This is a genomic window from Vibrio sp. V09_P4A23P171, from assembly GCF_963875615.1.
Taxonomy (GTDB): Bacteria; Pseudomonadota; Gammaproteobacteria; order Enterobacterales; family Vibrionaceae; genus Vibrio; species Vibrio anguillarum.
Genome location: NZ_CAWNMR010000024.1, coordinates 24,616 through 35,808, shown reverse-complemented (window position 1 = coordinate 35,808; position 11,193 = coordinate 24,616). Strand labels below are relative to the sequence as shown.

11 protein-coding genes and 8 tRNA genes are annotated in these 11,193 nt (G+C 46.0%); 6 read left to right on the top strand and 13 right to left on the bottom strand.

Annotated elements, in window-relative coordinates:
• Positions 1–26 precede the first annotated feature (26 nt).
• From AACT23_RS09605 to lolB, 13 genes are all read right to left on the bottom strand, one after another.
• Positions 27–111, bottom strand: a tRNA-Leu gene (locus tag AACT23_RS09605).
• Positions 112–130: 19 nt separating this feature from the next.
• Positions 131–215: transfer RNA gene (locus AACT23_RS09600), tRNA-Leu, on the bottom strand.
• 45 nt (positions 216–260) lie between these two features.
• Positions 261–337: transfer RNA gene (locus AACT23_RS09595), tRNA-Met, on the bottom strand.
• Between the two features lie 78 nt (positions 338–415).
• Positions 416–490 (bottom strand) — tRNA-Gln (locus tag AACT23_RS09590).
• 25 nt (positions 491–515) lie between these two features.
• Positions 516–600 (bottom strand) — tRNA-Leu (locus AACT23_RS09585).
• Between the two features lie 81 nt (positions 601–681).
• Positions 682–756: transfer RNA gene (locus AACT23_RS09580), tRNA-Gln, on the bottom strand.
• Positions 757–781: 25 nt separating this feature from the next.
• Positions 782–866 (bottom strand) — tRNA-Leu (locus tag AACT23_RS09575).
• Positions 867–906: 40 nt separating this feature from the next.
• Positions 907–983 (bottom strand) — tRNA-Met (locus AACT23_RS09570).
• A 282-nt stretch (positions 984–1,265) separates the two neighbouring features.
• Positions 1,266–2,357, bottom strand: coding sequence for a redox-regulated ATPase YchF (gene ychF, locus AACT23_RS09565; protein WP_013857965.1), 1,092 nt, complete (start codon positions 2,355–2,357; stop codon positions 1,266–1,268).
• A gap of 10 nt (positions 2,358–2,367) precedes the next feature.
• Entirely contained in the window at positions 2,368–2,958 is a 591-nt protein-coding gene (gene pth / locus AACT23_RS09560; protein WP_013856262.1) for an aminoacyl-tRNA hydrolase, read from the bottom strand.
• A 149-nt stretch (positions 2,959–3,107) separates the two neighbouring features.
• Positions 3,108–4,052, bottom strand: coding sequence for a ribose-phosphate pyrophosphokinase (locus AACT23_RS09555; protein ID WP_010320509.1), 945 nt, complete (start codon positions 4,050–4,052; stop codon positions 3,108–3,110).
• 29 nt (positions 4,053–4,081) lie between these two features.
• Positions 4,082–4,954 (bottom strand): 4-(cytidine 5'-diphospho)-2-C-methyl-D-erythritol kinase, encoded by an 873-nt coding sequence (ispE, locus tag AACT23_RS09550; protein WP_017047866.1) that lies wholly within the window; start codon positions 4,952–4,954, stop codon positions 4,082–4,084.
• Positions 4,951–5,583: a lipoprotein insertase outer membrane protein LolB gene (gene lolB / locus AACT23_RS09545; protein WP_017045762.1), complete on the bottom strand. Its 633-nt coding sequence runs from the start codon at positions 5,581–5,583 to the stop codon at positions 4,951–4,953. The genes ispE and lolB overlap by 4 nt, the downstream gene beginning before the upstream one ends.
• A 161-nt stretch (positions 5,584–5,744) precedes the next feature.
• On the opposite strand from lolB, the gene hemA reads away from it, so the two are divergent.
• The 6 genes from hemA to kdsA are packed head-to-tail and all read left to right on the top strand — an operon-like array spanning position 5,745 to position 11,079.
• Positions 5,745–7,004: a glutamyl-tRNA reductase gene (gene hemA, locus AACT23_RS09540; protein WP_013856265.1), complete on the top strand. Its 1,260-nt coding sequence runs from the start codon at positions 5,745–5,747 to the stop codon at positions 7,002–7,004.
• A 30-nt stretch (positions 7,005–7,034) separates the two neighbouring features.
• Positions 7,035–8,123: a peptide chain release factor 1 gene (prfA, locus tag AACT23_RS09535; RefSeq protein ID WP_013856266.1), complete on the top strand. Its 1,089-nt coding sequence runs from the start codon at positions 7,035–7,037 to the stop codon at positions 8,121–8,123.
• A gap of 4 nt (positions 8,124–8,127) precedes the next feature.
• Positions 8,128–9,009, top strand: a complete 882-nt coding sequence (prmC, locus tag AACT23_RS09530; RefSeq protein ID WP_017045760.1) for a peptide chain release factor N(5)-glutamine methyltransferase — start codon at positions 8,128–8,130, stop codon at positions 9,007–9,009.
• Entirely contained in the window at positions 8,994–9,377 is a 384-nt protein-coding gene (locus AACT23_RS09525; RefSeq protein ID WP_094127687.1) for a SirB2 family protein, read from the top strand. The genes prmC and AACT23_RS09525 overlap by 16 nt, the downstream gene beginning before the upstream one ends.
• An 18-nt stretch (positions 9,378–9,395) precedes the next feature.
• Positions 9,396–10,205 carry a SirB1 family protein gene (locus tag AACT23_RS09520; protein ID WP_088732768.1) on the top strand — a complete coding sequence of 270 codons (810 nt, stop codon included), beginning with the start codon at positions 9,396–9,398 and terminating at the stop codon, positions 10,203–10,205.
• 22 nt (positions 10,206–10,227) lie between these two features.
• On the top strand, positions 10,228–11,079 hold the full coding sequence (kdsA, locus tag AACT23_RS09515) for a 3-deoxy-8-phosphooctulonate synthase (RefSeq protein ID WP_029189766.1): 852 nt from the start codon (positions 10,228–10,230) through the stop codon (positions 11,077–11,079).
• Positions 11,080–11,193 lie beyond the last annotated feature (114 nt).

Here is an 11,193-nt window from a genome sequence, read left to right as displayed (position 1 = left end):
CTACAGGATGATTGCTCATCTAAATATGGTGCGGAAAGAGAGACTTGAACTCTCACACCTTACGGCGCCAGAACCTAAATCTGGTGCGTCTACCAATTTCGCCATTTCCGCAAATTTTTAGTTATCGAGATGGTGCGGAAGGAGAGACTTGAACTCTCACACCTTACGGCGCCAGAACCTAAATCTGGTGCGTCTACCAATTTCGCCACTTCCGCAGCTCGATATCTATGTGTTGCCAGCCTTAGCTAACAACTAAATTATGGTGGCTACGACGGGATTTGAACCTGTGACCCCATCATTATGAGTGATGTGCTCTAACCAGCTGAGCTACGTAGCCATCTTTTTGAGCGAGACAATATAATACAATCCACACTCATGTGCCAATGGTTTTTTAAACACTGACCCATTTGAATAATGGCAGGGCTACCTGGATTCGAACCAGGGGATGGCGGCATCAAAAGCCGCTGCCTTACCGCTTGGCGATAGCCCTACAAGATGATTGCTCATCTAAATAATGGTGCGGAAGGAGAGACTTGAACTCTCACACCTTGCGGCGCCAGAACCTAAATCTGGTGCGTCTACCAATTTCGCCACTTCCGCAACTTAACCTGTAGATTCAGTGAATATTGGTATTCATTGAATCGTTGTTATGACCAGTTTATTCGCTAGTCATCTCAATATTGGCAGGGCTACCTGGATTCGAACCAGGGGATGGCGGCATCAAAAGCCGCTGCCTTACCGCTTGGCGATAGCCCTACAAGATGATTGCTCATCTAAATAATGGTGCGGAAAGAGAGACTTGAACTCTCACACCTTGCGGCGCCAGAACCTAAATCTGGTGCGTCTACCAATTTCGCCATTTCCGCAACTTTCCTAAATATTTTTATAAGAAAAACACTTAGGAAATGGTGGCTACGACGGGATTCGAACCTGTGACCCCATCATTATGAGTGATGTGCTCTAACCAACTGAGCTACGTAGCCATTTTTATTCTCTCTTTAAGTTTGCCTTAATGTCGAGAACGGAGCGCATTATGCGGATATGGCTCTAGAGCGTCAATAGTTTTTTTGAATAAATTCTTTGAAACCAACCGTTCGAACTTTTTTTGAACAAAGAGACGTGTTTGTGATCAAAAACGGTTAATAAATCATTAAGCTTATTGATTTTTCCTTGCTTGTCGCTAAGGTTGATTTTGAGAAAAAAACAAAAAAGCCAACAGAATCTGTCGGCTTTAATGGTGTATTAATAGCTGATTAACGAGTTATTTACACGTTGAAGCGGAAGTGGATAACATCGCCATCTTTTACGATGTATTCTTTACCTTCCAAGCGCCATTTGCCCGCTTCTTTGGCTCCATTTTCGCCGCGATATTGAATGAAATCATCATAACCCACAACTTCAGCGCGAATGAAACCACGTTCAAAGTCGGTATGGATTTTACCCGCCGCTTGCGGAGCCGTCGCACCGACCGGAATCGTCCAGGCACGCACTTCTTTTACGCCAGCGGTGAAGTAGGTTTGTAGCGTTAGCAGTTCGTAACCGGTACGAATCACGCGGTTTAGACCGGGTTCTTCAATGCCTAAATCGGCTAAAAACTCGGCGCGATCTTCTTCTTCAAGTTCAGATAGTTCAGCTTCAATGGCTGCGCAAACAGCAACTACAGAATTGTTCTCTTTTTCTGCAAACTCTCTGACAGCATCAAGGTACGGGTTATTTTCAAAGCCATCTTCGCTCACGTTGGCGATATACATGGTTGGTTTCAACGTTAAGAAGTTGAGATAATCTACGGCGGCTAGCTCTTCTTTTGAGAGTTCAACCGTGCGAGCCATACCACCTTCCGTTAATACAGGGAGTAGCTTCTCTAATACGGTGATTTCAAATTTAGCGTCTTTATCGCCACCTTTGGCACGTTTTGCTTGACGTTGAATGGCGCGTTCACAGCTATCAAGGTCGGCAAGGGCAAGCTCTAGATTGATTACTTCAATATCTTCAATTGGCGATACTTTGCCTGCTACGTGAACGATATTTTCGTTCTCGAAGCAGCGAACAACGTGACCAATCGCATCTGTTTCACGGATATTTGCAAGGAATTTGTTGCCTAAACCTTCACCTTTTGACGCGCCAGCCACTAGGCCTGCGATATCGACAAATTCCATTGTCGTCGGAAGGATACGTTGAGGGTTTACAATTTCTGCTAACGCATCGAGACGAAGGTCTGGAACAGGAACCACACCCGTGTTTGGTTCGATAGTGCAAAACGGGAAGTTTGCTGCTTCGATGCCCGCTTTAGTTAGTGCATTAAATAATGTTGATTTACCCACATTTGGTAAACCCACGATGCCACATTTAAAACCCATGACTGTAACCTTATTCAGCTTTGAACGTATGTAAGCGATTTTGTGCTTTAGTTAGACCATCTTTTAGTAAAATGTCGAAGCAACGAACCGATTCGTCAACCGCGGCATCTAGGCACTCTTGCTCTTTGGCGGGTGCTTTACCTAAAACATAGCCTGCTACTTTATCTTTGTGCCCCGGATGGCCGATACCAATCCGCAGGCGGTAGAATTCTTTGTTATTGCCGAGTTTGCTGATGGTGTCTTTAAGGCCATTATGCCCGCCATGACCACCGCCCATTTTGAACTTAGCGACCCCGGGAGGTAAGTCTAGTTCATCATGTGCCACCATGATCTCTTCTGGTTTTATCTGGTAAAACTTGGCGATGGCCGCCACGGCTTTACCGGATAAATTCATAAAAGTTGTTGGGATCAATAAACGCAGATCTTCACCATTAACCACGATACGTCCGGTGAAACCGAAGAATTTGGCTTCGTTTTTCAAGGTGACGTTATGAACTCGGGCTAATTCTTCTACTACCCAAGCGCCGGCATTGTGCCTCGTTTTGGCGTATTCAGGGCCAGGATTTGCTAGCCCGACAAGAAGTTTGATTGGTTGGCTCAAGGTTAGGATCTCTTTGCAATATCAAAAGCGCGGTATGATAGCACACAAAAGGGAAAGGGTGCGAGGCGCTAAAATAACAAAGGAAAAAGCACTTCATTTTTCAATGAAGTGCTTTAAAAGCATTTAAAAATCAGTAAATAAACTGAGTTTTAATTAAACATGGCAGAAATAGACTCTTCGTTGCTAATGCGACGAATCGCTTCAGCAAGCATGCTAGACAAGGTTAATTGTGTCACTTTGCCGGTTGCCGCCATCTCTTTAGATAGGGTGATCGAGTCTGTGACGATAACTTGGTCTAGTACTGAGTTTTTGATATTTTTCGCTGCGTTACCTGAGAATACCGCGTGCGTTGCGTAAGCAAACACACGTTTTGCACCACGTTCTTTCAACGCTTCAGCGGCTTTACACAAAGTGCCGCCAGTGTCGATCATGTCATCCACGATCACACAATCGCGACCATCAACATCGCCAATCAGGTTCATAACTTCAGACACGTTGGCGCGTGGACGACGTTTATCAACGATTGCGATGTCGATATCACCTAATGCTTTTGCAGTCGCACGAGCACGAACCACGCCACCAAGGTCAGGTGAAACCACAACAGGATCTTCTAACCCACGCGCTTTCATATCTTCAAGCAACACTGGCGTACCAAAGATGTTATCTACTGGGACGTCAAAGAAGCCTTGGATCTGTTCTGCGTGAAGGTCGATGGTCAAAACGCGGTCAACACCAACGTTTGAAAGGAAATCTGCAACAACTTTTGCAGTGATCGGTACACGAGCAGAGCGCACTCGGCGGTCTTGACGGGCATAACCAAAATATGGGATGACAGCAGTAATACGGCCTGCTGAAGCACGGCGCATTGCATCAATCATCACTACTAATTCCATTAAGTTGTCATTAGTAGGAGCACAAGTAGATTGAATAATAAATACATCGCTACCACGAACATTTTCGTTGATTTGCACTGCAACTTCACCGTCGGAGAAACGAGAAACAGTAGCATCACCAAGAGAGATGTATAGACGTTCAGCAATACGTTGGGCTAGTTCAGGTGTGGCGTTACCAGCAAATAGCTTCATATCAGGCACGGTGGAAACCTCAGGGTTGCGTCCAGTTTTTAAATAGGTCGGGTGTTGGCGAATTGGTATTCAGCCAGAGTCTTTTTCAGTGGCGAAATGTTACACCCTAAGGCGACAAACGCGAAGACTGTGTCAGGGAGCTTGGCAAGGACAGCTTCCGCTTCTACTTTGCTAGAAAATTCGGCAAAAACGCAAGATCCCGTCCCAGTCAATCTTGACGGCGCGTATTGTAGCAGCCATGAAAGTTGCTTATCAACCTCTGGGTACAGCATTCGGACAATTTTTTCGCAATCGTTTTCGTAAGGGTGTTCGAGAAGCGTTGCTAGCGCTCGTTTTGGCGTGTTCCTTATCAATTGGGGATGAGTGAAAATATCTTTCGTTGCAATGCTCACATTAGGCCGAACCACCAAATACCATTTTTGCTTTGGTTCGGTTTGGGTCAGTTTTTCACCTACGCCTTCAGCAAATGCGGCAAAGCCATGGACAAAAACGGGAACATCCGCCCCGAGTGTTAAACCGAGCGTAGCGAGTTCTTGCTGTGTTAGATTGGTTTGCCATAAGTAGTTCAGTGCAACAAGCACGGTTGCAGCATTGGAAGAGCCGCCACCGATGCCACCGCCCATTGGCAAAACTTTATTTAATTCAATGTTCGCGCCATAGCGGCATCCACTTGCCTTTTGTAAGGCGATGGCCGCTTTCCAAATCAAGTTGTCTTGTAGCGCAACGCCAGCAATGGCTGGTGTGAGAGTTATTTCGCCAGACTGATTGGCGGTAATGGTTAACTCATCACCAAAATCGAGAAATTGAAACAGTGTCTGTAATTCATGATATCCGTCGGCTCTTTGCCCGGTAATGTACAGAAAAAGGTTGAGCTTAGCGGGTGATGGCCAGTGGGTTGGGGTGCAAATCATGGCGTTAAGGTCCACTTTGAAATGACGAGGTTTAATGAAACTTGATCTTGAGTCAGCTTCAGTTTGGCCGGAAGTGGCACTGAAGTGGAAGAAGCGGATGTTGAGACGAAGGGATAAGCTTGGTAGTTCAAATATTCCAAGTGCCAGCGGCTAAGCCCTAGCTGTTTATCTAACGATGCCAACAAATTATTTTGATTCAATTGAAAACCATCCGCCTCGGTTGGCAGCCCAAGCAGCCAATCTTGTAGCTGCTCAATGGGGATCGATAACCCAGTTAACTCGTAAACTAAAGCATCCGCATTCTGCGCATCGATAATTTGATCATCATACGTTTTGACCTGGGCGCCCTGAGGCGAGATGGAGAGATTTAAAACGGTCTGCCCTAAAAATGTTGAGAGACGAAGCTGGCTATGGTCGGCATTTTTTTGCCAATGAAAATTGAGGGATTGGCGCTGTTGTGGTGATATATAGCCGAGTTTTCCGCTGGCTTGGTACTCGCGGATCGTTTGCAATTGCTGTTGGTGTTGCTGCCAGCCGACGCTCTCGACCCTTGTTGAGGGTAAGTTTGTGCAACCAAAGAGTGTTAGCAGAGTGAGGAGAGTTAAAATCAGTCTATTTGCGCGTGTCATATCTGCCCATTATTTACACAGTGAAGGCCGTAAAAACGCCTCACTATATCATTGATATCACGAAGTCGGGAAAACAAATCCTTGTTGCCCTTTCATTAAAACAGGGCATCAAGTAAAATTCTGCTCCTATTTACATTTCCTGAACCGAGAAACCTCTATAGATGTCCTTGCTTGCTATTGGAATAAATCACAATACAGCGTCGGTAGAACTGCGAGAGAAAGTGGCGTTTGGTCCTGATAAATTATCAGAAGCCTTGCGACAACTTGCGTCCAGTTCCAGCGTTCAAGGTAGCGTTATTGTCTCTACCTGTAATCGCACGGAAATTTATTGTGATGTAAAATCATCGAGCAAAAGTAAGTTAATCGATTGGTTGTCTCAGTTCCATCATGTGAATCCTGAAGATCTTAAACCGAGTTTGTATGTACACGAAGAACAAGCCGCTATTCGTCATTTGATGCGAGTGGCTTGTGGTCTGGATTCACTGGTATTGGGTGAGCCGCAGATTTTAGGGCAGGTGAAACAAGCCTATGCGGATGCTCGCGAGCATAACGCGGCTGATTCAGCGATTGAAAAACTGTTTCAAAAAGCATTCTCGGTAGCTAAACGTGTGCGCACCGAAACCGAAATAGGCGGCAGTGCGGTATCTGTGGCTTATGCTGCTTGTACGCTGGCAAAGCAGATCTTTGAATCACTCTCTGATTCAACGGTAATGTTGGTTGGAGCGGGTGAAACCATCGAACTGGTTGCGAAGCATTTAGCCAGCCATCGATGTAAACGCATGATAGTTGCCAACCGAACCCGCGAGCGAGCGATGGGGCTTGCACAGCAGTTTGACGCTGAAGTGATTGCACTCAATGAGATACCTGACTATCTCGCCCACGCGGATATCGTCATCAGTTCCACCGCCAGCCCACTGCCGATTATTGGCAAAGGGATGGTAGAAAGTGCGATTAAAGTGCGCCGCCATCAACCCATGTTACTGATTGATATTGCCGTGCCTCGGGATATTGAATCGCAGGTTGGGGATTTAAACGATGCCTATCTGTATACGGTTGATGATCTTCAGTCGATTGTAGACAGCAATATGGAACAGCGTAAAGTTGAAGCCATTCAAGCTGAAGCGATTGTCAGTGAAGAGAGCGCAGCCTTTATGAGCTGGATGCGCTCCTTGCAAGCGGTAGACAGCATCCGAGAATACCGTCAATCGGCCAACGAAATTCGTCAAGAATTGCTCAGTAAAAGCTTGCAGGCACTGGCTGCAGGGGGCGATCCTGAAAAAGTGTTACTTGAGTTAAGTAACAAACTCACCAATCGATTGATCCACACACCAACCCGAGCATTGCAAAGCGCTGCAGAGTTAGGTGAACCGGCTAAATTGGCCGTGATTAGACAAAGTTTGGGTCTTGACGACCCTCGATAATATCCGTCACTCCGAATTAAAGAAGAAACTATGAAAGCGTCGATTTTAGTTAAGCTTGAATCCCTTGTTGAGCGTTACGAAGAGGTTCAGCGCCTGCTTGGCGAGCCTACCGTAATTAGTGATCAAAACAAATTCCGTACTTTGTCAAAAGAGTACTCTCAGCTTGAGGAAGTCACTAAATGCTTCCAAGCTTACCAACAAGCGCAAGAGGATTTGGTTGCCGCGGAAGAGATGACCAAAGAAGAAGACGCCGAGATGCGTGAGATGGCTCAAGAGGAAATCAAAATAGCCAAAGCGACGATCGAACGTCTCACTGATGAATTGCAAATTCTGCTGCTACCAAAAGATCCGAACGATGATCGCAACTGCTTCTTAGAAATTCGTGCAGGGGCGGGCGGTGATGAGGCGGGTATTTTTGCTGGCGATCTGTTCCGTATGTACAGCCGTTATGCTGAGAAGATGAGCTGGCGTATCGAAATTATGTCCGCTAGCTATGCTGAGCATGGCGGCTATAAAGAAGTGATTGCTAAAGTGAGTGGTGATGGCGCTTACGGTGTGCTTAAGTTTGAATCAGGCGGTCACCGCGTACAGCGTGTTCCGGCCACGGAATCTCAAGGTCGTGTGCATACTTCCGCTTGTACCGTCGCGATCATGCCCGAAATTCCTGAAGCCGAAATTCCAGAAATTAAAGCTAGCGATCTGAAAATTGACACTTTCCGCTCATCGGGCGCGGGTGGTCAGCACGTAAACACCACCGACTCTGCGATCCGTATTACCCACTTACCAACAGGCACGGTAGTTGAGTGTCAGGACGAGCGTTCACAGCACAAAAACAAAGCCAAAGCGATGGCCGTATTGGCCGCTCGTATTGCACAAGCGGAAGAAGCGAAGCGCGCAGCCGAAGTGTCCGATACTCGTCGTAACCTACTGGGTTCTGGTGATCGTAGCGACCGTATTCGTACTTACAACTATCCGCAAGGTCGCGTTTCCGATCATCGTATTAACTTAACCATCTATCGTCTTAATGAAGTGATGGAAGGAGATCTGCAAAGCTTGATTGATCCAATCATTCAAGAATATCAAGCAGACCAACTTGCCGCTCTTGCCGATCAACACTGATCCCATGACGTTATCTCGTATTGATGATGCGTTGAAAGCCGCGATTGCTCAACTCCAAGAAGGCGGCAGTGATTCGCCTTCTGTGGATGCAGCGGTGCTGCTTTGCCATGTACTGGATAAACCACGCTCTTATCTGCTGACTTGGCCTGAAAAGACCTTAAGCGAAACGCAGTCGCGGCAATTTTGCTCGCTGATTACGCGTCGAGTGACGGGGGAGCCTGTGGCCTATTTGGTTGGGGAACGTGAGTTTTGGTCGCTGCCACTGAAAGTTTCGCCTTCGACATTAATTCCTCGGCCGGATACTGAACGCTTGGTTGAAATTGCGTTAGAAAAAAGCCAGCAGACGCAAGGGGATATTTTGGACTTAGGTACAGGAACTGGCGCGATAGCATTAGCGTTAGCGTCTGAGTTACCTGAACGTCATGTGGTTGGTATCGACTTACGCCCAGAAGCGCAAGCCTTAGCGTTGGAAAACGCGCAGCGTTTAACTATTACCAATGTCACATTTTTACAAGGCAGTTGGTTTGAACCTTTAAAGCTCGGTACAAAGTTTGCTTTAATTGTCTCCAATCCACCGTATATTGAAGAAAATGATCCCCATCTAACGCAAGGGGATGTACGTTTTGAGCCTTTAAGTGCGCTGGTGGCCAAAGACAAAGGCTTGGCTGACATTAAACACATTGCAGAGAATGCGCGTCACTATTTGCAGCAACAAGGCTGGCTGCTGTTTGAACATGGTTATGATCAAGGGGCGGCAGTCAGAGCGTTATTTGAGTCACTCGGCTATCACCACGTAGTGACAGAAAAGGATTATGCGGGTAATGACCGAGTGACACTGGGTCAATATTCGCACTCAGAAGAGAGAGCATCATGTACGAAGGATTAAAACATTTTCATCTACTGACCATTGCGATCAGTGCACTATTGTTGTCGGTACGTTATGCCTTGATGATGATGGATTCCAAATGGCTGCAACACCCTTTTTTGAAACGTTTTCCTCACATTAACGATTCGCTGTTGTTGTTATCGGGTATCGCGTTGATTGTGATGTCTGGTTTTATCCCATTTACCCCAGCCGCACCTTGGTTAACTGAGAAGCTGACCTGTGTGATGGCGTACATTGCACTGGGTTTCTTTGCGCTCAAACTGGGTCGGAATAAGATGTTGCGTACCTTTGCTTTTTTGGGCGCATTAGGTTGGCTTGCTATGGCGGGAAAAATCGCCATCGTAAAAACGGCTATGTTTTTAGGCTAACAGCATCCGAGCGGCATTATGTTTGAATGGTTCGATGAAGATTTTGATGCAATGGAATTGGTGGAAGGGGCGCTGATCTTAAACAAGGCCGTCAATCCTGAAACTGAGGATGAATGGGCACGCCAAGAGTTGGCCCGTTTGCTTACACAAGCAAAACACGAGTTAGCTAATGAACAGGATGAAAAACAGCGTTTCGAAGCGTTGTTGCATCTGTTTTACCAACAATGGGGTTTTCGCGGTGACAGAGAGGCTTATTTTGATTCACGTAATGCCTTCATCGATAAAGTGTTGCAGCACCGCAAAGGTATTCCCGTCAGTTTAGGTGCGCTGTTGCTCTATTTTGCGCGCAAGCTAGGCTTTCCTTTACAAGGTATTACCTTTCCCACACAGTTTTTATTGCAGTTGCATTGGTGCGATGAATCACCGATTTATATTAACCCTTTTACTGGTGAAATCGTCTCATTACATATACTACAAGCGTGGTTAGTTGGGCATAAAGGGGTCTTGTCTAAGCTGAAATCGAGTCATTTGGAAGTGACAGATAATCCGACGGTGATCGGTCGTTGGCTGGCACTACTAAAGAGCGCACTATTAAGAGAAGAGCGTTATACCTTAGCGCTGCGTTGTACTGATTTAGCGCTGACTTTTGTTCCTGATGATCCGTATGAGATCCGCGATCGCGGTTTTATCTATCAGCAACTGGATTGTCACCAAATTGCCTTATCCGATTATCAATACTTTATTGATCATTGTCCGAATGATCCGGCGGCTGAGTTATTAAAAAATCAAGTTAATGCATTAAGCTTTGAAGCTATTACGCTGCATTAACCGCTAAATGAGAGAGAATGAAATGGAACAAAAAATCGTCCACGTGGGTGATATTCCCGTTGCCAACGACAAACCGTTTACTCTGTTTGCTGGAATGAACGTCCTTGAATCCCGTGATTTAGCGATGCAAATCTGTGAGCATTACGTGAAAGTGACCGATAAACTCGGTATCCCTTATGTGTTTAAAGCTTCTTTTGATAAAGCCAACCGCAGCTCTGTTCACTCTTATCGTGGCCCTGGCTTGGAAGAGGGAATGAAAATTTTCCAAGAGCTAAAAGAGACCTTTGGCGTCAAAATCATCACTGACGTGCACACGGAAGCTCAAGCTCAGCCTGTGTCTGAGGTGGTTGATGTGATTCAACTGCCAGCGTTTCTTGCTCGTCAAACTGACCTTGTCGAAGCGATGGCGAAAACAGGTGCAGTGATCAACGTGAAAAAACCACAATTTATGAGCCCTGGTCAAGTGGGCAATATCGTGGAAAAATTTGCAGAGTGCGGCAACGACAAAGTGATTTTGTGTGAACGTGGTGCTTGCCATGGCTATGATAATCTGGTCGTTGATATGTTGGGTTTTGGTGTGATGAAAAAAGTATCAAACGGCAGCCCAATTATTTTTGATGTGACCCATTCACTGCAAATGCGCGACCCTTCTGGCGCAGCTTCTGGTGGGCGTCGTGAACAGACAGTTGATTTAGCAAAATCAGGTCTTGCTGCCGGGATTGCGGGCCTTTTTATTGAAGCGCATCCAAACCCAGATAAAGCGCGTTGCGATGGTCCATCGGCACTGCCTTTGGATAAACTTGAACCTTTCCTTGCACAAATGAAAGCGTTAGATGATTTGATCAAGAGCTTTGCTCATATCGATATCCGCTGATTTTTTGTTGGATCTATCACTCATGATTTGGCCACCGCAAGGTGGTCAAATTTTATCGAATGTTTCCCAAACCTGTTTATCTTGTCTAAGTGCTCACTTTTCCTTATTTTTTCG

Excerpts from the sequence above, each read along its gene's own strand:
- ychF (WP_013857965.1), bottom strand. The coding sequence starts at position 2,357 with ATGGGTTTTAAATGTGGCATCGTGGGTTTACCAAATGTGGGTAAATCA.
- ispE (WP_017047866.1), bottom strand. The coding sequence starts at position 4,954 with ATGATTTGCACCCCAACCCACTGGCCATCACCCGCTAAGCTCAACCTT.
- lolB (WP_017045762.1), bottom strand. The coding sequence starts at position 5,583 with ATGACACGCGCAAATAGACTGATTTTAACTCTCCTCACTCTGCTAACA.
- hemA (WP_013856265.1), top strand. The coding sequence starts at position 5,745 with ATGTCCTTGCTTGCTATTGGAATAAATCACAATACAGCGTCGGTAGAA.
- prfA (WP_013856266.1), top strand. The coding sequence starts at position 7,035 with ATGAAAGCGTCGATTTTAGTTAAGCTTGAATCCCTTGTTGAGCGTTAC.
- prmC (WP_017045760.1), top strand. The coding sequence starts at position 8,128 with ATGACGTTATCTCGTATTGATGATGCGTTGAAAGCCGCGATTGCTCAA.
- AACT23_RS09525 (WP_094127687.1), top strand. The coding sequence starts at position 8,994 with ATGTACGAAGGATTAAAACATTTTCATCTACTGACCATTGCGATCAGT.
- AACT23_RS09520 (WP_088732768.1), top strand. The coding sequence starts at position 9,396 with ATGTTTGAATGGTTCGATGAAGATTTTGATGCAATGGAATTGGTGGAA.
- kdsA (WP_029189766.1), top strand. The coding sequence starts at position 10,228 with ATGGAACAAAAAATCGTCCACGTGGGTGATATTCCCGTTGCCAACGAC.